Source organism: Mesorhizobium sp. M1409 (assembly GCF_040317535.1).
In the GTDB taxonomy this organism is placed as follows: domain Bacteria; phylum Pseudomonadota; class Alphaproteobacteria; order Rhizobiales; family Rhizobiaceae; genus Mesorhizobium.
The window spans coordinates 54,904-78,852 of the sequence record NZ_JAMYKV010000027.1 but is presented as its reverse complement, the minus strand read 5'-3'; the positions used below and the strand labels follow the sequence as shown (position 1 = coordinate 78,852).

Genomic DNA, 23,949 nt, shown 5'->3' with positions numbered 1-23,949 from the left:
GTCTCCCTGGGCGGGTGGCCGCCCCACCTCCCCCTTGAGGGGAGGTCGGACCGCAGGTCCGGGTGGGGTCGCCTCGGAAGTGCTCGACGTTTTTCTTGATGTCGGCGCGCTTCGCAGAAGACCCCACCCCGGCCTTCGGCCGGACCCTCCCCTCGAGGGGGAGGGGGACGCAGTGCCAACGGATGAGCAGCCATGACCGTCATCACCGCAGCAACCACCGCCCCGCCCCGCGCCCGCAAACTCGCCGGCCGCCGGCAGTGGATCGGCCTGCTCTATGTCGCGCCGGCTGTCGCGCTGGTCGTCGTCTTCTTCCTCATCCCGCTCGGCATGACGGCATGGATGTCGCTGCACAACTGGCCGCTCATGGGCGAGCACAGCTACATCGGCCTGGGCAACTATGTCGCCATTCTGCGCGACACAAGGTTCTGGAATGCGCTGCGCTTCACCGCCTACTATACCGTGATCGTCACCATCGCGATCTTCGTGGTGGCGTTTCCGCTGGCGCTGTTCGTCGAACGGCCGCGTCCGCTGACCAATCTCTACCGGACCATGTTCTTCATGCCGGCGGTTGTCGGTTTCGCCTCGGCCAGCCTGCTTTGGTCATGGCTCTTGAATGTCGATTCCGGCCTGTTCAGCCCGGCTGCCTACGATCTCGGCCTGATCGACAAGAAATTCAACCTGCTGGCCACCTTCCAGCCGGCCTTCTGGTCGATCATCGCCATGGTCGTCTGGAAGGTTGCCGGCTTCACCATGATCATCCTGATGGCCGGCCTGCAATCGATCCCGCAGGACCTGCAGGAGGCGGCCGTCATCGACGGCGCCGGGCCGTTCGCCAGGTTCCGGGCGATCACTTTGCCGCTGATGCGCCGCACGCTGGCGCTCGCGCTGATATTGTCTGTCGCCGGCTCGATCCTCGCCTTCGACCAGTTCTACATCATCCTGCGCGGCGGCCCGCGCAACCAGACGCTGACGGCGGTCTACTGGATCTTCAACCAGTCCTTCGTCTCGTTCAAGCTCGGCTATGGTGCCGCGCTCTCGATGGTGCTGCTCGTCGTCCTGGTGGCGCTTAGCCTCGTCCAGCTGTGGCTGCTGCGCAAGCCGGAGGGGCTCGACTGATGGCGCAGGCCGCTTCCCGCAACCGCCGGCTCCTGGCTCGCATCGGCGAGCATTCGACCGGCATCATCGCCTCGGTGCTGTTTGCGGCGCCGATCGTCTGGGCGGTGCTGTCGGCGTTCAAGCCGGCGGCCGAAGCACGCCTGCCGCCGCTGCCGCCCTGGCCAACCTCAGGCTTCTCGCTGGAGAATTACGCCACGCTCAACAGCTTCGGCGACGGGCTCTGGGTCTCGGCGCAAAACAGCATCTACGTCTCGGTGATGACCGTGCTGCTGTCGGTCGCCGTCAGCGTGCTGGCCGGTTACGGTTTTTCGCGGTTTCGGTTTCCGTTCAAGGACCTGTTCTTCATCCTCATCCTGTCGACGATCATGATCCCGTTCCAGTCGATCCTGACGCCCATCTTCCTGGTGCTGACCAAGCTTGGCCTGCACAACACGCTGACCGGCCTGGTCGGCGTCTATGTGACGCTGCAACTGCCGTTCTCGATCTTCATGATGCGCAACGCCTTCGACGCCGTGCCGCGCGAGATCGAGGAAGCCGCCCGCATGGACGGCGCCGGCAATGTCACCATGCTTTTGAAGGTGATGCTGCCGCTGGTTTGGCCGGGCGTCGTCACCATCGCGCTGTTTGCCTTCCTCGGCGCCTGGAACGAATTCCTGGCAGCACTGGTGCTGATGACCGACCAGTCCAAGTTCACGCTGCCGGTGATGATGACGGCACTGCAGTCGGGCCGCTTCGGCGCCATCGACTGGGGTGCGGTGCAGGCGGGCGTCACCGTGATGATGGTGCCCTGCCTCATCCTGTTCCTGGTCCTGCAGCGCTTCTACATCCGCGGCCTGATGGCCGGGGCCGTGAAATAGACCGACCGAATGGAGTAAGTTCATGACCGCATCGCCATCCGCAAAAACCGGGAAACCAAAGCTCGCCTTCCGCCCGCTGCCGGTGCCGCAGGTCGACGTGCACGGCTTCTGGGGCGACCGCGCCGACGCGGTGGCCACGCGCACCGCCGATATCCTCTACGACCGCTGCGTCGAGGCCCGGATGCTGGAGCAGATCGACCCGGACCGGCCCTCGCCAGGCGTCGTCATTCCTTTCCACTCGCCCTCGCCCGACGAGGCCGACCGCCAGGGCGCGGAATTCACGGGATCGACGGTGACCACGCAGATGTTCTGGGATTCCGATCTCGGCAAGACGATCGAGACCGCGGCCTATTCGCTCTACCGGCGCAAGAACCCCGAACTGGAGAAGAAGATCGATGCCGTCATCGACATGTACGGCAAGCTGCAGCAAGAGGACGGCTATCTCTCCAGCTGGTACCAGCGCATCCAGCCGGGCAAGCGCTGGACCAATCTGCGCGACTGCCATGAGCTCTATTGCGCCGGCCATCTGATCGAGGGCGCGGTCGCCTATTACCAGGCGACGGGAAAACGCAAGCTGCTCGACATCATGTGCCGCTATGCCGACCATATCGCATCGGTGCTTGGCCCCGAGCCCGGCAAGAAGAAGGGCTATTGCGGCCACGAGGAGATCGAGCTGGCGCTGGTCAAGCTGGCGCGGGTGACCGGCGAGCGGAAATACATGGACCTCGCCAAATACTTCATCGACCAGCGCGGCCAGCAGCCGCATTATTTCGACGAGGAGGCGCGCGCCCGTGGCGCCGACCCGAAGGCCTATCATTTCAAGACCTATGAATACAGCCAGTCGCACATTCCAGTGCGCGAGCAAGACAAGGTCGTCGGCCACGCGGTCAGGGCGATGTACCTCTATTCGGGCATGGCCGACATCGCCACCGAATATGGCGACGACAGCTTGCGCGTGGCACTCGACCGTCTGTGGGACGATCTCACCACCAAGAGCCTCTACATCACCGGCGGGCTCGGGCCGTCGGCTCACAATGAAGGTTTCACCAGCGACTACGACCTGCCCAACGAAAGCGCCTATGCCGAGACCTGTGCCGCGGTCGGACTGGTGTTCTGGGCCAGCCGCATGCTCGGCATGGGGCCGAACGCCCGTTACGCCGACATGATGGAACGCGCCCTCTACAATGGCTCGATCTCGGGCCTGTCGCTTGACGGCTCGCTGTTCTTCTACGAGAACCCGCTCGAAAGCCGAGGCGCCCACAATCGCTGGAAATGGCACCGCTGCCCATGCTGTCCGCCCAATATCGGGCGCATGGTCGCCTCGATCGGCAGCTATTTCTACAGCCTGGCCGACGACGCGCTGGCCGTCCATCTCTATGGCGACTCGACCGCCCGCTTCGACATATCAGGCACACCGGTGAGCCTGACGCAGGCAAGCCGCTATCCCTGGGACGGCGCCGTCGAGTTCACGCTCGAGCCGCGGTCGCCGCTTGAGTTCACGCTGCATTTGCGCATCCCGGCGTGGAGCACCGGCGCCGCGCTCAAGGTCAATGGTGAGGCGGTCAAGCTGGCGGATGTCACCAGCGACGGCTACGCCGCGATCCGGCGGACATGGAAAAAGGGCGACCAGGTGCGGCTCGATCTCGAAATGCCGATCGAGCGGCTCTACGCCAACCCGCGGGTGCGCCAGGATGCCGGCCGCGTCGCGCTGTCGCGCGGTCCGCTGATCTACTGCGTCGAGGCGACCGACAATGACAGCCAACTGCATCGGCTGACGCTGCCGAGGACGGCCAGCCTCGAAGCGCGGGATCGGCCGGAGCTTCTCGGCGGCGTGGTGACGCTGTCGGCTGTCGCGCAAGCCGATGCCACAGACGGATGGCAAAGCGAGCTCTACAGGCCCGAACCGCCGGCCACGACAGCGACGCGCCTGACCGCCATTCCCTACTTCGCCTGGGACAACCGCGAGCCCGGCGAAATGCTGGTTTGGCTCAGGGACGGGTGAACGATGTTTGGTGTATCGGCGATGGCGACAACGGATCGAATCCCAGGCACGATTGGTTCCGCGCTTTCCGGCGGAAACGCCTGGACGCCATCAGCAAAAACGGCAGCAACAGGTAGAAGTGCGCTTCCAGCGTGAACCACCTGGTGCTTTTTGCGGTGTTTCTGCTGGTGTCAGCGGCCCCCTTGAGTGCTGGACGCCCGGCTCGGTCGTATGTCCGCTAAACGACCGGAAACCGAACGCCAAAACCTGTCAGGAAATTATGTCCACAAACAACTACCGCGCCGCGACGCTCGCCCGTTCAGATTTAGCGCAGGCGCTGGGTTCTTCCCGATACTGCCGGCCCTCGCCTGCGGCAATCATCCTGCCCGTCAGTGAATAGCGTTTCCTAAGCGACAGGACGGGCTTCTCAATCAAGTGCCATGAGATTGCGGCGACGCAGAGGACGATGATACCTACCGTCAAAGTCAGCGTGACAATGCCGACTACCGTGCCGACGAGGATCGGCGGCCCGACCAGGATAGCGAGCTGGATGAAGGGCATGTGGTAGAGATATACGCCATAAGAATAATCACCACCCTCCAGAATCCTCGGTAACATCAGGCGCGAAACGCCGGCGTATATCGTTATGTAGGTAAGGACCGGCATCAGGACCAGCCGGTATGCAACACTTTCGGTTGCGCTCGTTTCAAGCAGGAGTATGGCGGACGCCGCAACGGCAATGCAGGCACCAAACAGCATCCTGCTCATCGGGATCCTGTCGCGCAACTGATACGCGAGGATGCCGCACAGGAAGGCCGTGATGAGATGGGCGCCGCGGCCGACGAAGAGCGTATGTAGGCCTGAGGCGTTCCCTGCCCCGGCGGACGCGAAATGCTCGACCGCAAGGCCCGCGAGGACAAAGACCGCTAGCAGCAGGACGGTCGCCACCGCCCGCCGCACCACACCTGTCACCATCATGACTGACATGATTGTGTAGCAGCCTATCTCCCATGGAATGGTCCACAGCGCGCCGTTGACCTGCGGCACCGGGTGGCCTGTGAACACACCTGGCAGTTGAAAATGCACCCAGCCGATAATGTTCAGCATATAGCCGAAGAACCCTACATTGGTGAAATAGTCGGCTAGCGGCAGAGTGGTGACGGCTGGACCGATGATGAAGGCGCACACCAGAATATCAACCGCGAGCGCCGGGACGATGCGCAGGACGCGATTGACCAGGAAATCTTGCAGGCTGAGACGTTGGGCGCTGGCGGTGATCAGAAAGCCGCTGAGGGCGAAAAACATCGGCACCAGGCTGTATTCAAGGAACCACAGCACCGGACCGTGCCCCAGCTCCCAGTGGTCGGAATTGGTGAGAACGTGATAGAAAACAATGGAAAAAGCCAGCGCAATGCGTAGAAAATTGAAACCCGGCCCAAAGCCACCATAGCCCGCTAACATGGCCCCAAAGCTCTTCATCAACACTCTCCGCAAACCCGACGCCAACTCGCAACCGCATCTTTGGCCCACGCGCACCGGGTCTAGCGCCGGTGTTCAAGTCATCGTTGGTGGCAGAACTATTTTCAATTCATTAAATTCTCGCTACTTCGACTTCCGAAATAAGGGCATTGCTTCGCAAAATGCTTTGGCCTCAAGCATCCTTGGCCTGTACGCCTCGTATCTCCTCGGCCACCAGTTCCTGAAGCCGCCAAAGATTACGGTCGCGGATGCCGCACGCGTCGAGGTGGCGGATGGTCTCGAACAGATATTGCGCGCCCGAACCCCAATGGCCGACGGCTCTCGCCAGCGTCGCCGCGATCACCTGCTTGTCGAGCTTGCCGGCATAGCGCGGATTGGCGGGATCGACGACGAAGCCGAGCGCGCGGCATAGGCCGTCGCCTGTCCTGACCTGCAGCCAGCGCGGCACGTTGACGGCGGGCAGGACGGTCATCTCGCGGCGCAGCAGCACTTCGAGATTGGCCGCAATAGGTTCGGCGATCTCGAACACCATGCCCTGGCATTGGCCGCCACGATCGAGCGCCATCATCAGGCCGGGCTGCTCGACCGTGCCGCGAAAGCGCTTGACTGTGAAACAGAAGGACCGATGCCACCCCGTCGCCACCGCCCGTTCGCCGCCCCTCACCTCGCCGACCGGTTTCCACAGCAGCGAGCCATAGGCAAACAGTTTTGCCGGCCCCGCTGGGGCCGATGCCAGCACCTCGTCGCGGATACGCGCATAGTCGGCGTCGGTCATGTGAACCATGCCCGGTGTCGGCCCGGCATCCTCGACGGCGCGCATCGTGCGGGCGACGAGTTCCTCGCTCAGCGCCATCGGCGCCTTGCGCGGCGAAACGGCAGAAATCGGCTTGTTCATTTTCGCGCCCCGCCCATCACCGCCATGTTGCCCAAGGCAGCGGGATTCTCAAGGTCCATGTGACCGGCGCGAAATCCGGTGACTGATGCCGGGCGTGCGCGACGTGCTCGCCCGGCTGGTCTGTTCTAGTGTTTGGTGCTCTTGCCGCCGATGGGGATGCGCTTTGTCCTGCTCTGCGCCTTTTCGGACTTCGGCAAAGTGACGAACAGCACGCCGTTGCGGAAATCGGCCGCGACCTTGCCCTCTTCGACTTCGAAGCCGATCGGAATGCGACGTTCGAAACGGCCGTAGAACCGCTCGGAGAACTGACGCTCCTTGTCGTCGGTTTCGGCGTGTTTTTCACCGCGCAACGTCAGGACGCCGTCATCGAGCAACACCTCGATGTCCTTATCCTCCACGCCGGGTATTTCGGCCGTCACACGGATCTCCTTGTCCGTTTCGGAGATTTCCACGCTGGGCCAGCTACCGCCGGCCGAAGAGAACATGGACGGAAGCCGTGAACCGAAGCCGCGAAACATGTCGTCGACAAGGCGGTTCATCTCGCGATGCAGGCTCATGAACGGGTCCTGGTCGCGGTCGCGAAAGAGGGTCGGAGCCTGGTTGGTGTCGCGGCTCCATGGCATTAGATCACGAATGGTCATTGCATTTGTTCCTTTCTTGATCCTGTTTGGTTCGTTTACATGCTCTTGCTGCCATGCTCCGGGGACAATGCGCCGTCTGACCCAGACCCCATTTGCGCTTGCTGTTTTCGCTCCCTTCTGGTCCGATCCGCTCCACCTGGGAAGCGCCCCGGACCGGTCTCGCGCGCCTTCATCGCCTCCGGCACCTGGTGCCCGAGTTCGATGGTCACAACGCCATCGGCCAACGCGGCGCCGCCATGAAGCCGGCACCCGCGTCGGCACCGGTATGATCGATTTGGGGTTCGTCGCGGTGGGGTCAAGACCCGGCAATGCAATGTGATCGTTGACCGCGGTGGCGGGGGCCCGCCGGCCGGTGCGAAATCCCTCGGCCATTCCGGACGCCGCGGAACGAGATCACGTGCGAGGCGTTTTATCTGGTTGGAGGGCGCCATGAACGATGCGCCGGCAACGCCCATCGGCAGATCGCTTTCGCCAAGTGAACTGGTCACCGTGATGTCGCATTTCCACCGCGCGGAGATTGCGCGCATGGCCGGCTGGCGCGACCGCCTCGACCGTACGAGCAATTGGGCGATCACCGTTGTCGCCGCCATGCTGTCGGTGTCGCTGTCGACGGCCAGCGCCCATCACGGCGTGCTGCTTTTCGCCATGCTGCTGATCCTGCTGCTGCTGTGGATCGAGGCGCGCCGCTATCGGTTCTTCGATTTCTATCGGGCTCGCGTGCGTCAGTTCGAGCGCCACTATTTCGCACAAATCTTCTCCCCCCAACCCGACTTCGCCTCGGATTGGCTGCTCATCGTCGGCGAAGGTCTGCGCGCGCCGAAATTCCTGCTGTCGCAACGTGTCGCGCTGGCGCGCCGCCTGCGGCGAAATTACCTCTATCTCTTCCTGATCCTGCTGCTGGCCTGGGTAGTGAAGATATCGACCCCCAGCCTTCAGGCCGTAGGTGTCAGGACCGGCTTTGTCGGCTCGCTTCGCGAGGCCGTCGACAGCGCTGCCCTTGGCCCGATTCCCGGTGTGGCGATCGTGGCAATTGTTGCGGCATTCTATGTCGGGCTGTTCGCCATTGCCTTCTTCGCGGCCGGCGACGACGGCGAACTTTCCTTCGGCGACGTCCATGTTTGACGCTGGCGACAGCCGGCTGCAACGCAAATGACGGCCCGCACATTGGATGGTCAGTCCGCCGAGGCGTTTTGAGCGTATCCGCTCCGCGGAGGCCGGGCAGAGATGGTTACCGAGATCGGCGCTTGATCTGCCCTTTCACAGGAGACCGATTTTCGAGCCTAGAGGCCGAAAAACTGCTTGCCGATCATGTAGCCCAGTGCCGCCACGACCAGCGGGAACAGCGCCGGTGCGGCCTTGCTGAACACGGAGACCTTGGCGTCCTTTGGCGGCATATAACGTGCGTTGCCGAGATTCTTGGTCATGGCTTGTCCCAGATTCGAATTGAACATTAGCAAATGCTGATTAACAGCATGGTCGCCTTAACGGCTTGCAAAGAAATTAGATCGAATAGCCGACCATTTGGCCGGGGCGCGAGGTTGAACAGAGCACGCCATGCGGGCGCCAGCCGGACAGGTTGCGGCCCCGCGCCTTAAAAAATTCGAGAGCCTATGTCGGACTGGCCACGCCTCGTTCGTCCTTTGGGCACTGAACAAACAACCATGAAAGGATCCAGCATATGCCCGGCACCGTACGTTTGCATCGCGTTCTGACGACCAGCCCCGAGAAAGTCTATCGCGCATTCGTTGAAGCGGACGCGCTGGCGAAGTGGCTTCCGCCGAACGGCTTCACCTGCACGGTCCATCACCTCGAGGCAAAGGTCGGCGGCACGTTCAAGATGTCCTTCCGCAACTTCACCACCGGCGACAGTCATTCCTTCGGCGGCGAGTATCTCGAACTCGTTCCGGGCGAACGCCTGCTCTACACCGACAGGTTCGACGACCCCAATCTGCCCGGCGAGATCCAGGTGACCGTCGTCTTGAAAAAGGTGTCGGTCGGCACTGAGGTTGACATCACCCAGGCCGGCATTCCGGACGTCATTCCGGTCGAGGCCTGCTATCTCGGCTGGCAGGAGTCGCTCAGAAACCTGGCAAGGCTCGTCGAACCCGAGATCAATCAATAAGCTGGAGCCCGGCGCCAGCGGCGACCGCGTATTGAGGTTGACCGAACGATGGTGCGCGGGAATCCTTCCCGGGCAAAGGGAGGTCTTTCATGCGACGTTTGCTGCTCGTGCTGTCCGCTTTGATCCTGGCCACATCGGCGGAGGCCAGAACTCTCTACTACGGTTCCAGGGCGGGAATGGAGGTCACCATCGTCAAGACATCCGGCATCGGGTCCTCCGATGCCAGGATCGTGGCCAAGCACACAAGGCGGAATGCGACCGCCTTCTGCCGCGACTATGTTGGCAAGGTGACCGAGGAGTGCATTGCCAAGGAGTTGCAGACGCCCTTGCATCTTGAGATATCAGCCAATTGCAGGACCGGCAAATTCACCACCTTCTACGGCGCGAACATGTTCTTCCAGGGCCGCAATCCCGACGCAGGCGCGACGACGGATTACCTGATATCGGACACCGACGAAAACGTGGTGCTGGATGGCTCGGGAGCTTCCGGATACGACTATACGCTGGACCAGTTCAAAGCCCTGTGCCCCAGCCGGGTGCGCTAAGACCATTCGCGGGACGTGCCGCATTTTCTGGCCCGCTAAAGCCTGAGGATTGGAGTGTGGCAGACGCGGCCATTTGTCGATACTCGTCATCGCATTCTGACACGCCGCGTCCGGGCGTGTCAGAATGCAGCGGAGGCTAAAAAGCATGACCCTGACCAATCGAGACATCGTCGAATTGACCGCGTGGCGGCGCCAGTTGCACCAGCATCCGGAAATCTCGAACGAAGAAGAGAAGACGGCAAAGGAGGTCGTCGACTTCCTCGCCGATACGGGACCGGACAAGGTGCTGACCGGATTGGGCGGCCACGGCGTCGCGGCCATATACGACAGCCGCAGGCCTGGACCGACGGTGCTGTTCCGCTCGGAACTCGATGCCTTGCCGATCGAGGAGCTTTCAGGCGTGCCGCATTCGTCGCGCGTGCCGGGCAAGTCGCATATGTGCGGCCATGACGGACACACGGCGATCCTGGCGTCCCTCGGCCGCCAGTTGGGGCGCGAGAGGCCTGCAAGCGGCCGCGTCGTGCTGATGTTCCAGCCGGCGGAAGAAACCGGCAACGGCGCGGCCGGCGTCGTCGCCGATCCCCGCTTCGGCGAGATCGCGCCGGATTTCGCTTTCTCGCTGCACAATTTGCCCGGCGTGCCGTTCGGCGAGGTGCGGCTCAAAACCGGCGTGGTCAACTGCGCCTCACGCGGCATGCGCATCGTGCTGGAGGGCAAGACCGCGCATTCGTCGATGCCGGAGACCGGCGTCTCGCCGATGCTGGCGATCAGCCAACTGATGCCGGCCCTGCCCGCGCTCGGGCGCGGAACCTTCGCCGATGACGACTTCAGCATGGTCACCGTCACCCACGCCGCGATGGGCGAAGCCGTGTTCGGCATCGCGCCTGGTCATGCCGAGGTGTGGGCGACGCTGCGGACCCGACGCGACGAGCGCATGGCAGACCTGTGCGCCGCCGCCGAGGCGCTGGTCACGAAGATTGCTGGCGAGCATCGCCTCGCTGCCCGGTGGGACTATCACGAGGTCTTCGTCGCAAGCGTCAATGCACCGGACGCGGTGGAGCACCTGCAACGCGCGCTCAACGAAGAGGGCGTCGCGCACGGCGAAGAAGCCCTGCCGATGCGCGCTTCGGAAGATTTCGGCCTGTTCGGCCACAGCGCTTCATCGGCGATGTTCTTCCTGGGTGCGGGCGAGCGGCACTCTGCGTTGCACAATCCGGACTATGATTTTCCCGACGACCTGATCCCGATCGGCTCAAGGATCTTCATGCGCACGGCACGCAATCTTCTGGGCTGATCTCTGCCTGACGAGGAAAAACGGCGACCCACTGAGGACTATGACGCGAAGCGGTCGGCAGCGCTTGGCGGCTTGCTTCCGCCAGGGTGGCGAGAGACGGTCGGCGACCTATGTCACAAGAGCGTGGGTGGGACCCGACGGAAACCCGGCTTCGGATCGAAAGGAACACGCAATGCCAAAGACGCCGAAGAACACGATTTGCCTCTGGTTCGACAAGGACGCCGAGGCCGCGGCTCGCTTCTACGCAGAGACCTTTCCAGACACCAAGGTAGGCGCCGTTCACCGTGCGCCGAGCGACTATCCATCCGGCAAGGAGGGCGATGTGTTGACGGTCGAATTCACCGTCGCCGGCATTCCCTGCATCGGATTGAACGGCGGCTCGGCGTTCAAACAGAGCGAGGCCTTCTCGTTCCAGATCGCCACCGACGATCAGCAGGAAACCGACCGCTACTGGAATGCCATTGTCGGCAATGGCGGCCAGGAAAGCGCGTGCGGCTGGTGCAAGGACAAATGGGGCGTGTCCTGGCAAATCACCCCGCGCACACTGACCGAGGCGATGGCGGCCGGCGGCGGCGAAGCCAAGCGTGCGTTCGATGCTATGATGGACATGAAGAAGATAGACGTCGCGGCGATCGACGCGGCCCGGCGCGGCTGACGCTCTTTCGCAGCTGAGTTGCTATCTGACCTTGATGACCACCTTGCCCTTGGCGCGTCCTGTCTCGACATAGGCCAGAGCCTCATTGGTCGCTTCGAACGGAAAGATGCGATCGACAACCGGGCGGATTGCTCCGGATTCGATGAGCGACGTGATCTTGCCCAGTTGATCACCCTGCGCCCACATGAAAAGGAATGAAAACCCCACGCCCCGGCGTTTGGCTTTGGTCCGGATACCGCGGCTCAACAAGCGTAGTATCAGCCTCAGCACGGGGTTCAGTCCCTTTTCCCGGGCAAAGTCGGGATCCGGCGGACCGGAGATGGAGATGAGCTTGCCACCCGGTTTCACCACATTCAGGGACTTTTCAAGCGTTTTGGCGTCCTGGCTGTTCAAGACCACGTCGTAGCCCGACAGGACTTTCTCGAAGTCATCTTTCCTGTAGTCGACGACGACATCGGCGCCGAGCCCCTTGACCAGATCGACACTTGCCGCACTGGCGGTGGTCGCAACCGTCGCGCCGAGGTGCTTTGCCAATTGGATGGCGAATGTCCCCACGCCGCCGGAGCCAGCCTGAATGAAGACCTTCTGGCCTTTCTTCAGGTTTGCCCTTCCGACGAGCGCCTGCCAGGCGGTCAGACCGACCAGCGGGATCGAGGCCGCCTCTTCCATGCTGAGGTTTTTGGGCTTCAAGGCCACGTCGGCTTCATCCATGGCGATGAACTCGGCGAATGTCCCGATCCGGCCATCGCGCGGCCGCGCATAGACATCGTCGCCAGGTTTGAACTTGCGGACTTTCGATCCCACGCGGACAACCGTCCCGGCCACGTCATGGCCCAGGATGAAGGGCCGGCGATAGGGCAGGATAAGCTTGAACTCTCCGGTTTTGACCTTGGAATCGAGGAGGTTCACCCCTGCGGCATGGACCTCGACCAGGACATCGCTATCCCCGAGTTCCGGTTCCGGCATCTCGGCCAATCGCAGAGTGTCCTTCTTGCTATATTTGTCGACGACGAATGCCTTCATGGCAGTGACTTTCTGAAAATGTTTGTTGATGCTCCGGGAGGGAACCGCCCGGAGGAGAGGCGTCAGGCATCGAGAAAGGCCAGGGCTTTCAAGACGAAATCGGCGTGGTTCTGGAAGACCCCGCCGTGCCCGGCATCCGGATAGATCACCAGTTGCGCCCCAGGGATACGCCGGGCGAGATCGTGGGTGTTGCCGCTTGGCACCATCCTGTCGTGATCGCCGTTCGCAACCAAGGCAGGAATGCGGATGGCGCTCAGGTCTTGCGGCGCCTGCAGTCCGTAAGCCTTGATCGCCTTGAGCTGGGCGCCGAACGCGCTCAGCGATACCGGCTTGTCGCGATCGGCCTGGCGCTCCGTCAGCCGCTGCAGGAATGCTTTGGCGGCGCGGCGCCCATTCGCCGTCCTTGTGAAGAAGAGATAGTATTTCGGATCCCGAAGAGTGAGCGCCCCCTTGATCATGTCGAAGATCGTCAACGGCGTCACCTTGTCGATGCCTTCGCCACCGGCCGGCCCGGTGCCGGCCAGGATTAGCTTGCGCACAAGCGTGGGCTCGGTCAGCACAATCTCCTGCGCCACGAAGCCGCCGAGCGAAAAGCCGAAGAGATCGACTTGCTCGAACCCCAACGCCCTGATGAAGGCGACCGCATCCCGTGCCATCCCGGCTATGCTTGACGGCGTTTTGCCGCCCGAAGCACCGATGCCCCTGTTGTCGAAGGCAATCACTCGACGGTTCGCGGCGAGGCCATCGACGATGCGTGGATCAAAATTGTCCAGTTGAGCGCCGAGATGGTTGAGCAGGATCACCGGTACGCCGGTCTTGGGGCCGAGTTCCCGGTAGACGAACGCCGTGCCGCCGACATCCACCGAGCGCGTTGGCGTGTCCTGGAACGATGCCCGTGAGCGGGGCGACTGATTGAATCCATGCGTCATGCTTGGCACCTCCATCTGGTGGGGCCCGGGCAATTGCGTTGTCGTTGCTAATCGCATGTGCGTGAAACCTTCTGCTCGCTGTTCTTCAAACCGGCAGGCGGAACTGCTTGCGCAGGCTCTTGTCGAATATTCCTGCGGGGGCAAAGCGGCGCAGCAGGCTGACCTGCCGCGCTGCCCTGCCGGCAGTATAGCGCCGTCGCGGATTGGCATCGGTCGCCGCCTTGACGACCACCTGCGCCACCACTTCCGGCCGGTCGGCTACAGGCATCACATCGCGAAGCAGCGCTTCGAGCCCGGCTCGAGCCCGATCGTATTCTTTCAACAGAGAATCCGGCTCGAGCCCGTTCTGGTCGAAGACGGTGCGGACGAATGCCGGCTCGATGACGGAGACGCGGATATTGAAGGCACGAACCTCGTGATCGAGCGATTCCGAATAGCCCTCGAGCGCGTGCTTGACCGCCGAATAATGCGCTGAATACGGCGCCGGCACGAGTCCCAATACCGAGCCGATATTGACGATGCGTCCTTCGCCGCGCCGCCGCATCGACGGCAACACCGCATTGGTCATGCGGATGACACCGAACAGATTGACATCGAACAGGGCTTGCACCTGTGCCACGGAGGATTCCTCGGCGCCTCCAAGCAGACCGACGCCGGCATTGTTGACCAGCAGGTCGATCCGGCCGGTCTGCGCGAGCACCGTTGAGACAAGTGCGGCGACGGCCTCACCGTCGGTCACGTCGCAAATCAGCATGGTCACCCCGTCCGGGCCGTTGGCCTTGCGGCGGCTCGTTCCGAAGACAGTGAACCCTGCCCGCACTAGCGCCTCGGCACTGGCGCGGCCAATGCCCGAGGAGGCTCCGGTAACGATCGCGGTTTTTCCCGAATTCATATTCATTTCGTGCTCCAAACTCATGGGGGCTAGCTTTTTTGTGCCCATTGAATTACAGTCATACTATCAGATTATGGCTATAATGCAATAGCAAGGAGGAATAGCAGCCATGCGCTACGAAAAGGGCCGGAAAGACGCGTCACGCAGCCGGATCATGGAGGTAGCCGCCGACCGCTTTCGCGGCGACGGCATAGCCGCCTCCGGACTGGCGACCATCATGAGCGACGCCGGGCTGACGAACGGCGCGTTTTATCCCCACTTCCAATCCAAGGCGGAGCTTGTGCGCGAAAGCGTGGCGGCAGCCATGGAGCTTCAGGCGCAGCAACTGGCGGAAGCATTGGCCTCGGGTGGCCCGTCGATGGCCATAGAGGCGTACCTGTCGGCCGAGCATCGGGACAATCCGGGAAAAGGGTGTGCGTCAGCCGCGCTGCTGCCGGAGCTGGCGCGTCAGCCACCTGAAACGCGCGACGCCTATACCGACCACTTGCTGGCTTTGGTGCGCCAATTGGCCGAGGCATTTCCGCGGGCCAAGGACCCGGAAGGCGTGGCGCTTGCTGTTTTTGCGACGCTCATCGGTGCGCTTCAAATGGCCCGCGCCGTGAAAGGGACCGAATTATCCGATCGCATCCTCGCGGCAGGCAAAGACGCGGCACGGACGTTGGTCCAGCCACACGTGGGCACGTAAAGGACATCCTCAAGCGGATTGGATGCAACGCGAAAGCTGGCCAAGATCTCTGAGCACCAATTTAAATCTTGGTGCGTCTCAATTTCTTATAAGACATGCCTAAGACATGCGGAATCGCTGGCGTAAAGGGGCATGCCGTGGCGAAAGCCACTGACCGACCTTGCCGATTCAGCCGCGACTTGGCGCTGATGGCCGAGATCATCGAGCGGATGAAGGAAAGCGGCCGGCGTTGAAGCATAGCCTACTGCCTACTGCCTACTGCCTTACTTCCCGCAGTGATGATCGTTGATCTTGTTCAACGCATTCGCGTCGGGTCCGACGCGATGGTAGGAGCACGCGCCGGCCGCCGTCGTGACCAGTTGCTGGTCGTAGTAACGCGGACCGCCGAACAGGATGTCGATGAGATCGCCTTCGGCGGGAACGTAGCGTTCGGATTGGACCCGGCGGTCGTGATGCCGGTCGCCAGCGAAGGCCGGGACGCAGAGGCTTGAGCCCATTGCCACAGCGAGAGCTAGGATCGCAACGCATTTCGAGGTCATCGGCAACACCCTCCTGGCCGTCCGGAATCGCACCATACATCCAAAATCGCCAGCCGGACAAAAGTTCCAACGAGGACCGCGATAGGCTCTTGCCGAAGCTGGCCACCTCGCTCATCCATGGTGCGTGGAAATGTGGGACCCGTGATGACCGATGCCGGCCTTCATCTCGTCGAAGCGACGATCGACCAGCTGCGCCGCGCGCTCGATGACGGCACCGTCACCAGCGTCGAGCTGGTCGGGGCGTATCTCAGGCGCATCGCGCATTTCGACCGGCACGGCATAGCCCTCAACGCCGTCCCGGTGCTCAATCCTGACATGTTCATTGAAGCGGCCGCCTCCGACTGGCGGCGCCGCGACGGCGTTGTGCTCGGGCCGCTCGACGGCATCCCCTACACCGCCAAGGACAGCTACAAGGTGTCGGGCCTGACGGTCGCCGCCGGCTCGCCGGCCTTCGAACATCTCATTGCCAATGAGGACGCCTTCACCATTGCCCGGCTGCGCGCCGGCGGCGCCGTGCTGATCGGCCTGACCAATATGCCGCCAATGGCCAATGGCGGCATGCAGCGCGGCGTCTATGGCCGCGCCGAGAGCCCCTACAATTCCGATTACCTGACCGCCGCCTTCGCGTCGGGCTCGTCCAACGGATCAGGCACAGCGACAGCGGCCAGCTTCTGCGCCTTCGGGTTGGGCGAGGAAACCTGGTCGTCCGGCCGGGCGCCCGCCACCAACAACGCGCTGGTCGCCTACACGCCGTCGCGCGGCGTCATTTCGGTGCGCGGCAACTGGCCGCTTGTGCCGACCATGGATGTCGTTGTGCCGCATACGCGCAGCGTCCCCGACATGCTCGAACTGCTCGACGTGATCGTCGCCGACGACCCTGAGACGCGAGGCGATTTCTGGCGTGCGCAGCCTTGGGTCACCCTGCCGAAAAGCTCCGAGGTGCGGCCGCCACGCTATACCGATCTTCCGCTAGCCGGATCTCTGAAAGGCATGCGGCTTGGAGTGCCCAAAATGTATATCGGCCGCGACAGCGAAGCGGACAAGCCGATCGAAACCCGCGAGTCCGTGCTGGCCCTGTGGAAGCAGGCCGCCGCCGATCTCAGTCGGCTTGGCGCCGAGGTGATCGAGGTCGATTTCCCGGTCGTCTCCAACTACGAGCGCGACCGCCCCGGCGCGCGCGGCATGGTCGAGCGCGGATTGGTGCCGCCGGATTTCGCCGAGCGCGAACTCTGGGATCTCTGCATCTGGGGCTGGGACGACTTTTTACGCGCCAATGCCGACCCGGCGCTGCCCGATCTCGCCTCGGTCGATGGCCCGAAAATCTTCCCGCGGCCGCCAGGCACGCTGCCCGACCGCTATGAAGGAGGCTTCGATCTGGCCGAGTATGTCGAGCGCGCGAAATCCGGCGTCACGCCTTTTGCAGACATTCCGACACTCGAGGATGGCCTGAAGGGGCTGGAGGCGACGAGACGGATCGATTTCGAGGACTGGCTGGATGCGCTGGACATCGCGGCGGTGGTGCTGCCCGCCGCCGCCGATGTCGGGCCGTCCGACGCCGACGTCAACGAGGCATCCGCCACCCTTGCCTGGCGCAACGGCACCTGGGTCGCCAACGGCAATCTGGTCTGGCGCCATTTCGGCATCCCGACCGTCACCGTGCCGATGGGAACCATGGCCGATATCGGAATGCCGGTCGGCCTCACTTTTGCTGGCAAGGCCTATGACGATGAAAGACTGCTGCGCATGGCCGGCGATTTCGAACGCTCCACGCAGCGCCGCAGCCGCCCGCCGCGCACGCCCGAGCTGCCCGACGATGTGTTTGTGGACCGCCCCGGCCAAGCCGCCGACACCAAGGCGTCTCCGCTCACCATCACGCTCGCAGCGGAGACGCGGCCTTCCGGCGATCAGGACGAGATCGTCATCACCCTTGACCTGCCGGGTGAAGCCGCCGAGGCGGCCAGCGTCAAAGTGCACATCAACGGCGAGGCGGCCGCCCTGCAGCGGAGCGGGGCACGCTTTAGCGGGCGTGCGTTTGTCCCGGCCGCCGAGCATCAGCGGTTCCACAGCGCCTGGCGCGGCCCGTATGGCTCGATCGTGACGGCGGTGGTGCGCTTGGGGGACGGGCGCACGGCTGGCGCTTATGCGGTCACGGGTGGCATCGGGTGAGCGGAGCGAAAGAACCCAGCACCCGCCGTCGAGTTCCTTCGCGCCCCCCTCTGTCCTGCCGGACATCTCCTCCGACAGGGGAGAGGTGCAAAGGGGGTCGTAGGGGTTCATAATGGCGGTTTCCTGCGGGTTTGATTGACATTGGGGGTGCGGAAAGGTACATAGAGGTGCGCTTGGGATTGCCTAGTGCTTAGGGAATTTCTTAGGGAAGAAACGGATCAGACCGATGAACATGGAACTCAATATCTCCGACCTGCAGCCCGCACTCAAGGCCTACCTCAAGGGCGAGCCTCACCGCCTGATGGGAACCAACAAGGAAACCGGTCTGCCGACCCGCGTCCGCTACTCGGTCGCCGACTGCCGCAATCTCTACCTGAGCGTCACCGCCTCTGGCGCGATGTCGTGGGTATTCCTGAAAGTCAGGGATGGCAAGCAGCGTGAGATGGGCCTCGGCTCGCTGGCTGGCGGCACCAACCTGCAGCTGGCCCGTCTCAAGGCCGACAAGGCGCGCCTCGATGTCGCCAGCGGCCTCGACCCCATCGCGCAGAAGAAGGCGGCCAAGACCGCCGACGCCACGTTCGAGGACATGTTCAAGCGCACCATCAAGCTGCACGAGGACGTCTGGAAGACCAAGAACGGCGTCAACGGCCAGCGGAAGGACTGGGAGGACAAGGTCAACCTGCACTGCGCCAAGCTGCTCAAGATGCGCGTTGCCGATGTCGGCCTCGATCAGGTCGAGATGGCGCTGGAGCCGATCTGGAAGACGAAGCCGACGACCGCCGACCGCGTCCGCTACATCATCAACACGGTGATCGAGACGGCAATGTCGGAGGGCATCTACAAGGGCAAGAACCCGGCCAGCAAGGAAACGGTCGAGGGCAAGCTCGGCAGGCGCGCCCAGAAGGCGGTCAAGAACCAGCCGGCGCTCGCCTATGCCAAGCTGCCCGCCGCCATCGCCACGCTGCTGGCCACGGGCCGCATCACCGCCAAGGCGAGCGTGTTCTGCACCCTGACCGCCACCCGCTCGGACGAAGCCCGGCTGATGCGCTGGGAGGAGGTCAACTTCGCCAAGCGCATGTGGACCGTTCCGGCGGAGCGCATGAAGGTACTCAAGGCCAGCGACCGTGGCGGCGACCATCTGGTGCCGCTGTCGGATGCGGCGCTCGCCATCCTGACCGAGTTGAAGCAGATCGCCGATCCTTCCAACCCTTACGTCTTCGCTGGCGAGAAGAAGGGCCAGCCCATCGCCCAAGGCTCGCTCAACGTCGTGATCTCCGCCAAGAAGGCCAAGGGCGGCATCCTGCAGCTGGCAGGCTCCGCCACCCAGCACGGCATGCGCGCCACCTTCCGCACATGGGGCGGCGAGGAAGGCTACGACCGCGACGCGCTGGAACTGAGCCTCGCCCACACCATCGGCAAGGGCGAGACGGAGCGCGCCTACTACCGCCCGGAAATGATCGCCAAGCGCACCAAGATCATGCAGGCGTGGGGCGAGTATTGCATGGGCCGCGAAGCCCTCAAGGGCGAAGCCAACGACAACGCGAAGAACGAGGTGGCGGCATGAACACCGACAGCAACACGATCACGTCGGCGGCAGAGCGCTGGCGCATCTGGTGGACCGGCGTCGTCGCGGTCGCGGACGGCACCCCGGAGGGACAGGCGTTCAACGCCGGGGGCTTCCACCTTGAACACACCGGAGGCGGCTGCACCGCTTGGGAGCGCCCGGTCGATGGCACCGGGTGGCGCATCCTGATCACCGACAGCGAGGGCCTCGGCCACACGCTGGAAGGCGATCACAGCTTCCGCCCCGGCAAGCCCGATTGCTGGCTGATCGGCGCGCAGAGCGACGACGACGACGGCACCGACTGCGAGGAGGCCGACAGCGTCGAGCAGGCACTGGAAATCGCCGATGCCATCGAGCAGCGGATCAGGGAGAAGACGCTATGAACCGGATGAACCCGCAGACCGCCGACTACCAGCAGGTCACCAGCCTGACCGACCGCATCGTCGTTTGCGACCGCGAGGGCCACCGCAACACGTTCGAGACGCTGGCCGACTACGAGGTCTTCAAGGCCGGCGTCAGCGCCATGCGCAAGAGCCTCTGGGACGACACCAGCGGGCGCTGGCTGGTCAGGGAGAAGACCTCATGAACGCCCACCACAAGCCGAAGCGCGAGACGGTCGAAATGGTCGATGGCCGGGTCTATTTCAGCGATGACAACTGGACCACGGTCCATGTGATCCCACCCGGCGGTCAGCCCCGCCGGGTCACCGGCAAGGCCGCCGATCTGGCGCGCTTCCTTGCCGTCGCCCAGTCGAGCGCGGGCCCGGCATGAGTTTGGATGACCTCATCTTCCTGATCGCATGCGGTCTGTGCATGTCGATTGGCGCGGCGATCCCGTGGTTCTTCATCCGCTAGCCACCGGCTTGACCGGACGACCGACCCGCCGCTTCACAAGAGGTGGCGGGTCTTTCCTTGCCGGCGGCTGCTGCTTGGCGTGGCGCTCCGCCAGCTTCATGTCGATATAGGCCTCGACCTCGTCGACCGGCAGCATCGGCCTGCCGAGGTCCGCCGGCTGCGGGAAGCCGGGGTCGCGCTTGTGGCGGGTGTACCACGTCTTCGACTTGCCGAGCCGCTGCCAGAACTCCTTGATGGTGATGAAGCGGCGCTCCTGAGTGTCCATTTCCTCGTACCTTTTGTTTTTCCCGCCTCGCAGGCCCGCCAGCACGCGAGACGGGTCTCGGATGACATCAGGGTCCACCAAGTGCAAAACGCCTTCTACGGGGTCCCATGACCGTTTTAGAGCCGGTGCCCCTTTCACTTGATCAGACCCTGCAGGTATTTCTTGGCGTCGGCGGCCTTCTCCTCGCCCCGGGCCACCTTGGCCGAGTGCGAGATCAGCGCCCGCAGGAAAGCGTGGCGATCCGGCGGCAGCTTTTCCTCCCAGCTGGGCACGATCCCGTCGAGCGTCTCCAGCCTCTCGCTCTCGCTCAGGTCGGGGTCGTCGGCCAGCTGCAGGAGCTTGGTGATGGCCTCCTCCTGCAGTGCCTTGCTGTCGGGTGCTGCCGCCCCGGTTTCCTTGGAGGGGGTCCGGGGTTCCGAGGCGGCAGCGGGCGGATCAGCGACGACGGGGGCATCGCTGTCCGTTTCGGCGAAATGGTCAAGCTCCTTCTGTGTGGTGACCTCGACCTTGGCGTCCTCGACCTTGAGCGGCGGGAACGTCTCGTCGAGGGTGGCCATGCCGTCGCCGACCGCCGCCATCATGCCCATGATGCGGACCATGTCGGGAGCGAGCCAGTCCTTGGCGCTCCGGCCAGCCCCCGCCTCGATGCGGGCAAGCTCGATGCCGCGCTTGGCGGCCCGCTCGACGATGGTGCTGCGGTAATACTCCAGCCTGTCACCCACCCTGTCGATAATGGAGTGGCGGCATTCCTCCAGCAGGATTTCGGCCTCGATCTCCAGAAAGTTGGCGACGACGTTTCGCTCGGCCTTCGAAATCCCGATCTGGTAGCTCATGTCCAGCTGGCGCTCGGCATCGTCGCCCATCTTGGCGGCGGACTTGCGCTGCAGGAACGAGCGCTCGACCTCGATGCCGTTCTCGTAGTCGATGAACACGGCATGGAAGCGCCAGTGCGAGCCGAGATCGACGACCACCGGGCAGGCGACGCGGCAATTCTTGTAGGCCTTGACCAAGGCCATGGCTCCCTTGATCGAGACGCCCTCGACCCAGTCGGTGGTGCCCTTGCGCCGGTTCTTCACCGGCCAGCGGTAAAAACCGCGCTCGCCAAGCAGGCCAGCGGCTTCGCTGATCGCCGCGCGGGTGCTGGTGAGGCTGCGGGCCACCTCGACCTTGATCGCGCCGTGGCGCTCGCTCGGTGGCTGATAGGTGGCGAGCGGCACAACCTCGCCCTTCGTGGTCGGCTGGTCGGCGAACTCGTCGAGCGCGGAGCGGCGCTCCTCGCGGGTGGTGGTCTGGTCGTTCATCGTCCTTTTCCTCCTCTCAGGCTGCTCTCCACCATCATGGAGATGGCCGCCTTTCCATCCGGGCTCCCGGCCCATGCGTCGCTTTCCTCCTGCGAGGCGTCGAACTCGCCGTTGTGGTGCCTGCGCCGCAGCGCGTCGGCCTCCGGCGTCCCGGCATGCGCCAGATCGGCGTCGAGGTGCATGTCGGGAAAGTCGAGCGGCGACAGGAAGTCGTGGTAGAGATCGGCGCGGGCCTTGGCGGCCAGCAGCGGCAGGCCAGCCTTGTCAAGCTCGCTCGCAAGCAATTCACTGGTCTTGGCGGTCATCGAGACACTCCTCGCAATAGATCAGCATGTGGTCGCCCTGCATCAGCATCAGCGGGACATCATCGCTGGTGTCGGCGCGGCAGCGCGAGCAGGTCTGGTCGGAAAACATCCAGTGGATGCGGTCGGAAGGCCTGATGCCGCCCGGCACCAGCTGGTCGATCAGCATCGTCATGGCTTCTCGCTCCGCTGCTGGTCGGCCCACGAGAACAGGTCGAGCTTGACGGCGTTCGAGACGCGCCTGAGCGCGGCAAGGGCCTCGGCGGCGGCGTTGCTGGTGCCGCTCTCGCGCCAGCGGGCGATGGTCTTCATGGCCTTGATGTCGACCGGCGAGAACATCGCCTCCTTGGCCTCGTTGGACAGCTGCGAGATGTCGTCGGTGACCGCCTGCCGCTGCCGGAAAAGCTCCTCGAAACGGTCGGTGTAGGAGCGCACCGCCTTGTGCCGGTCGAGGTCGAAGATTTCCGACAGGTCGGGCGGCTTCTTCTCGTTGGGGATGTCGCTCATTCGCTCTCTCCCTTCATCTGGCGCTCGAAATGCGCCGCCTGCTCCTTCATCAACGTGACGATCTCATCGCGCCGGGCTCCGTTCGAGATGTAGTTGCAGCGGCCCTCGTGGCCCTTGAAGGGGAACACCAGAAGCACAAAGCCGACCGTGCGGTCGTGGCCTTCCCTGCCGGGATTGAACAGCCCGTCCAGCGCGCTCGCCGCGCCCATCATCTTCTCGCGAAACCGGTCTTCGACGGGCTGCTCGCCCAGCTGGTTTTTCGTGCTCATGCCGCTTCCTCCTTTGCCTTGACCTCGGTGACGCGCAGCGCCCGGAACGTGGCCTCCGGCACCAGATGGGCCTGACGCGTCTGCGTCTTCCAGCTGATCCGCCAGCCGGGAAGCTCCGCCCGCTCGGCCTCGCCGAGCTTGGCCTTGATCTCGGTCTCGATCTGGCCGACGCGGATGGTGGCGGTGTCGACCTCGGCCTTGAGCGCGGCGCGCTCGTTCAGCAGCGCCGGCATGCGGTTGTCATGGGACAGGTCGAGCACCGGCTCCTTGACCGATTGCGGATAGATGGCGGCCACTGTCTCGGCGTCGCGGGTGACGTCGGCTGCGGGTCTCTTGCCGGTGGCGACGTTGTTCCAGAAGCGCTTCGCGATCTCGACCAGGCGCTTCTCGGCGGCGGCGTGGCGCGGCACCTCGAACTCTTCAAGCTCGGCGGAATAAGCGTCGATGACCAGCACCGCCAGCATCGAGCGTTCGACGTCCATCAGCATGCCCTCACAGAGCGTCTGCAGCCGGTAGTGGAGCGGCGGGCCATCCGACCAGCGGCGCTCGAACTCGGGCCTTGCGATCACCTTCAGCTGGATGTTGGTGAGGCCCGGCTGGTCGGTGGCGGCTATGGCGTCGGGCGTGCAGCCGAGCCGGGTCTCGGGATCACGCAGATAGCGCTTCAGCGGATAGCGCACCTCCCAGTCGGGATGGGCGTCGCGGATCGCCTCGACCACCGCCGGCTCGAACCAGCGGCCACGGCGCATCATCACGTTGTCGCCGGCAGGCAGCAGCAGGCCGGTCTTTTCGGCATACAGCGCCAGCTGGCTCTTGAACGGATCAATGCCGATGGCCGCCCCGATATCGGAGGCGGTCAGGTCATTGGCGCGCATGGCAAGCCATGCCGCGCGGTCGATGATTTCGACGCGTTCGATCATGTCCAAGGTGCTCTTCTGGGTAGGGTTCGCACCATAACACCACTATTCGCACCCCTCAAGTACAAAATGTCACAGGCCCGTCACGTACAACCGGGTTAAAGGTGCAAACGGGTGCATAGCGGAGCGTATTAGTGCGCAACGGGGCGAA

The 23,949-nt window shown here is 63.6% G+C and carries 29 protein-coding genes; 14 read left to right on the top strand and 15 right to left on the bottom strand.

The genetic code is table 11. From position 1 onward, the window contains the following. Nucleotides 1-192 precede the first annotated feature (192 nt). From NKG99_RS20825 to NKG99_RS20815, 3 genes are read left to right on the top strand one after another with little or no spacing between them, the layout of a single operon-like run. Nucleotides 193-1,116 (top strand): carbohydrate ABC transporter permease, encoded by a 924-nt coding sequence (locus NKG99_RS20825; RefSeq protein ID WP_352870506.1) that lies wholly within the window; start codon nucleotides 193-195, stop codon nucleotides 1,114-1,116. Further along, nucleotides 1,116-1,973, top strand: a complete 858-nt coding sequence (locus tag NKG99_RS20820; protein WP_352870505.1) for a carbohydrate ABC transporter permease — start codon at nucleotides 1,116-1,118, stop codon at nucleotides 1,971-1,973. The genes NKG99_RS20825 and NKG99_RS20820 overlap by 1 nt, the downstream gene beginning before the upstream one ends. Nucleotides 1,974-1,995: 22 nt before the next feature. After that, nucleotides 1,996-3,975 carry a glycoside hydrolase family 127 protein gene (locus NKG99_RS20815; protein WP_352870504.1) on the top strand — a complete coding sequence of 660 codons (1,980 nt, stop codon included), beginning with the start codon at nucleotides 1,996-1,998 and terminating at the stop codon, nucleotides 3,973-3,975. A gap of 273 nt (nucleotides 3,976-4,248) precedes the next feature. Here the strand turns inward: NKG99_RS20815 and NKG99_RS20810 are convergent, their stop codons facing one another. From NKG99_RS20810 to NKG99_RS20800, 3 genes are all read right to left on the bottom strand, one after another. Beyond that, nucleotides 4,249-5,433: an acyltransferase family protein gene (locus NKG99_RS20810; protein WP_352870503.1), complete on the bottom strand. Its 1,185-nt coding sequence runs from the start codon at nucleotides 5,431-5,433 to the stop codon at nucleotides 4,249-4,251. 172 nt (nucleotides 5,434-5,605) lie between these two features. Further along, complete coding sequence (locus NKG99_RS20805) at nucleotides 5,606-6,328, bottom strand: gamma-glutamylcyclotransferase (protein WP_352870502.1); 723 nt, start codon at nucleotides 6,326-6,328, stop codon at nucleotides 5,606-5,608. A 125-nt stretch (nucleotides 6,329-6,453) separates the two neighbouring features. Further along, nucleotides 6,454-6,969, bottom strand: coding sequence for an Hsp20/alpha crystallin family protein (locus NKG99_RS20800; RefSeq protein ID WP_352870522.1), 516 nt, complete (start codon nucleotides 6,967-6,969; stop codon nucleotides 6,454-6,456). A 429-nt stretch (nucleotides 6,970-7,398) separates the two neighbouring features. Here NKG99_RS20800 and NKG99_RS20795 point away from each other — a divergent pair, with 429 nt between their 5' ends. Next, nucleotides 7,399-8,091 carry a DUF2270 domain-containing protein gene (locus tag NKG99_RS20795; RefSeq protein WP_352870501.1) on the top strand — a complete coding sequence of 231 codons (693 nt, stop codon included), beginning with the start codon at nucleotides 7,399-7,401 and terminating at the stop codon, nucleotides 8,089-8,091. A gap of 158 nt (nucleotides 8,092-8,249) precedes the next feature. Here NKG99_RS20795 and NKG99_RS20790 read toward each other — a convergent pair whose 3' ends face one another. After that, the gene (locus NKG99_RS20790) at nucleotides 8,250-8,393 is read right to left on the bottom strand and encodes a hypothetical protein (protein ID WP_352628923.1); all 144 of its coding nucleotides are present in this window, start codon (nucleotides 8,391-8,393) and stop codon (nucleotides 8,250-8,252) included. Between the two features lie 254 nt (nucleotides 8,394-8,647). On the opposite strand from NKG99_RS20790, the gene NKG99_RS20785 reads away from it, so the two are divergent. The 4 genes from NKG99_RS20785 to NKG99_RS20770 all read left to right on the top strand — a co-directional run bounded on the left by NKG99_RS20785 (nucleotide 8,648) and on the right by NKG99_RS20770 (nucleotide 11,585). Beyond that, nucleotides 8,648-9,091 carry an SRPBCC family protein gene (locus tag NKG99_RS20785; RefSeq protein ID WP_352870500.1) on the top strand — a complete coding sequence of 148 codons (444 nt, stop codon included), beginning with the start codon at nucleotides 8,648-8,650 and terminating at the stop codon, nucleotides 9,089-9,091. 89 nt (nucleotides 9,092-9,180) lie between these two features. Continuing rightward, entirely contained in the window at nucleotides 9,181-9,636 is a 456-nt protein-coding gene (locus NKG99_RS20780) for a hypothetical protein (RefSeq protein WP_352870499.1), read from the top strand. Between the two features lie 145 nt (nucleotides 9,637-9,781). Next, nucleotides 9,782-10,930 (top strand): amidohydrolase, encoded by a 1,149-nt coding sequence (locus NKG99_RS20775; RefSeq protein ID WP_352870498.1) that lies wholly within the window; start codon nucleotides 9,782-9,784, stop codon nucleotides 10,928-10,930. Between the two features lie 172 nt (nucleotides 10,931-11,102). Continuing rightward, complete coding sequence (locus NKG99_RS20770; protein WP_352870497.1) at nucleotides 11,103-11,585, top strand: VOC family protein; 483 nt, start codon at nucleotides 11,103-11,105, stop codon at nucleotides 11,583-11,585. A gap of 21 nt (nucleotides 11,586-11,606) precedes the next feature. On the opposite strand, the gene NKG99_RS20765 is transcribed toward NKG99_RS20770, so the two are convergent. The 3 genes from NKG99_RS20765 to NKG99_RS20755 all read right to left on the bottom strand — a co-directional run bounded on the left by NKG99_RS20765 (nucleotide 11,607) and on the right by NKG99_RS20755 (nucleotide 14,435). Continuing rightward, nucleotides 11,607-12,608: an NADP-dependent oxidoreductase gene (locus tag NKG99_RS20765; protein ID WP_352870496.1), complete on the bottom strand. Its 1,002-nt coding sequence runs from the start codon at nucleotides 12,606-12,608 to the stop codon at nucleotides 11,607-11,609. A 62-nt stretch (nucleotides 12,609-12,670) separates the two neighbouring features. Continuing rightward, a complete protein-coding gene (locus NKG99_RS20760; protein ID WP_352870495.1) occupies nucleotides 12,671-13,537 on the bottom strand; it encodes an alpha/beta fold hydrolase in 867 nt (288 codons plus the stop codon). Between the two features lie 85 nt (nucleotides 13,538-13,622). Then, entirely contained in the window at nucleotides 13,623-14,435 is an 813-nt protein-coding gene (locus tag NKG99_RS20755) for an oxidoreductase (RefSeq protein WP_352870494.1), read from the bottom strand. Nucleotides 14,436-14,538: 103 nt separating this feature from the next. Between NKG99_RS20755 and NKG99_RS20750 the strand changes: the two genes are divergently transcribed. Then, on the top strand, nucleotides 14,539-15,114 hold the full coding sequence (locus tag NKG99_RS20750) for a TetR/AcrR family transcriptional regulator (RefSeq protein WP_352870493.1): 576 nt from the start codon (nucleotides 14,539-14,541) through the stop codon (nucleotides 15,112-15,114). Between the two features lie 263 nt (nucleotides 15,115-15,377). Here the strand turns inward: NKG99_RS20750 and NKG99_RS20745 are convergent, their stop codons facing one another. Beyond that, the gene (locus NKG99_RS20745) at nucleotides 15,378-15,653 is read right to left on the bottom strand and encodes a hypothetical protein (RefSeq protein WP_352870492.1); all 276 of its coding nucleotides are present in this window, start codon (nucleotides 15,651-15,653) and stop codon (nucleotides 15,378-15,380) included. Between the two features lie 144 nt (nucleotides 15,654-15,797). On the opposite strand from NKG99_RS20745, the gene NKG99_RS20740 reads away from it, so the two are divergent. From NKG99_RS20740 to NKG99_RS20720, 5 genes are all read left to right on the top strand, one after another. Then, nucleotides 15,798-17,819, top strand: a complete 2,022-nt coding sequence (locus NKG99_RS20740) for an amidase (RefSeq protein WP_352870491.1) — start codon at nucleotides 15,798-15,800, stop codon at nucleotides 17,817-17,819. 226 nt (nucleotides 17,820-18,045) lie between these two features. Continuing rightward, a complete protein-coding gene (locus NKG99_RS20735; protein ID WP_352870490.1) occupies nucleotides 18,046-19,383 on the top strand; it encodes a tyrosine-type recombinase/integrase in 1,338 nt (445 codons plus the stop codon). Next, the gene (locus NKG99_RS20730) at nucleotides 19,380-19,766 is read left to right on the top strand and encodes a hypothetical protein (RefSeq protein ID WP_352870489.1); all 387 of its coding nucleotides are present in this window, start codon (nucleotides 19,380-19,382) and stop codon (nucleotides 19,764-19,766) included. Before NKG99_RS20735 ends, NKG99_RS20730 begins: the two co-directional genes overlap by 4 nt. Continuing rightward, on the top strand, nucleotides 19,763-19,969 hold the full coding sequence (locus tag NKG99_RS20725) for a hypothetical protein (protein WP_352870488.1): 207 nt from the start codon (nucleotides 19,763-19,765) through the stop codon (nucleotides 19,967-19,969). The genes NKG99_RS20730 and NKG99_RS20725 overlap by 4 nt, the downstream gene beginning before the upstream one ends. Further along, the gene (locus NKG99_RS20720) at nucleotides 19,966-20,154 is read left to right on the top strand and encodes a hypothetical protein (protein WP_352870487.1); all 189 of its coding nucleotides are present in this window, start codon (nucleotides 19,966-19,968) and stop codon (nucleotides 20,152-20,154) included. Before NKG99_RS20725 ends, NKG99_RS20720 begins: the two co-directional genes overlap by 4 nt. 72 nt (nucleotides 20,155-20,226) lie before the next feature. Here NKG99_RS20720 and NKG99_RS20715 read toward each other — a convergent pair whose 3' ends face one another. From NKG99_RS20715 to NKG99_RS20685, 7 genes are all read right to left on the bottom strand, one after another. Then, the gene (locus tag NKG99_RS20715) at nucleotides 20,227-20,502 is read right to left on the bottom strand and encodes a helix-turn-helix transcriptional regulator (protein ID WP_352870486.1); all 276 of its coding nucleotides are present in this window, start codon (nucleotides 20,500-20,502) and stop codon (nucleotides 20,227-20,229) included. Between the two features lie 134 nt (nucleotides 20,503-20,636). After that, nucleotides 20,637-21,803, bottom strand: coding sequence for a hypothetical protein (locus NKG99_RS20710; RefSeq protein ID WP_352870485.1), 1,167 nt, complete (start codon nucleotides 21,801-21,803; stop codon nucleotides 20,637-20,639). Further along, nucleotides 21,800-22,108 carry a hypothetical protein gene (locus tag NKG99_RS20705; protein ID WP_352870484.1) on the bottom strand — a complete coding sequence of 103 codons (309 nt, stop codon included), beginning with the start codon at nucleotides 22,106-22,108 and terminating at the stop codon, nucleotides 21,800-21,802. Before NKG99_RS20705 ends, NKG99_RS20710 begins: the two co-directional genes overlap by 4 nt. Then, complete coding sequence (locus tag NKG99_RS20700) at nucleotides 22,089-22,280, bottom strand: hypothetical protein (protein WP_352870483.1); 192 nt, start codon at nucleotides 22,278-22,280, stop codon at nucleotides 22,089-22,091. The genes NKG99_RS20705 and NKG99_RS20700 overlap by 20 nt, the downstream gene beginning before the upstream one ends. After that, nucleotides 22,277-22,612 (bottom strand): GapR family DNA-binding domain-containing protein, encoded by a 336-nt coding sequence (locus NKG99_RS20695; protein ID WP_352870482.1) that lies wholly within the window; start codon nucleotides 22,610-22,612, stop codon nucleotides 22,277-22,279. The genes NKG99_RS20700 and NKG99_RS20695 overlap by 4 nt, the downstream gene beginning before the upstream one ends. Further along, nucleotides 22,609-22,881 (bottom strand): hypothetical protein, encoded by a 273-nt coding sequence (locus NKG99_RS20690; RefSeq protein ID WP_352870481.1) that lies wholly within the window; start codon nucleotides 22,879-22,881, stop codon nucleotides 22,609-22,611. Before NKG99_RS20690 ends, NKG99_RS20695 begins: the two co-directional genes overlap by 4 nt. Continuing rightward, nucleotides 22,878-23,801 carry a YqaJ viral recombinase family nuclease gene (locus NKG99_RS20685; RefSeq protein WP_352870521.1) on the bottom strand — a complete coding sequence of 308 codons (924 nt, stop codon included), beginning with the start codon at nucleotides 23,799-23,801 and terminating at the stop codon, nucleotides 22,878-22,880. Before NKG99_RS20685 ends, NKG99_RS20690 begins: the two co-directional genes overlap by 4 nt. Between the last annotated feature and the right edge of the window lie 148 nt (nucleotides 23,802-23,949).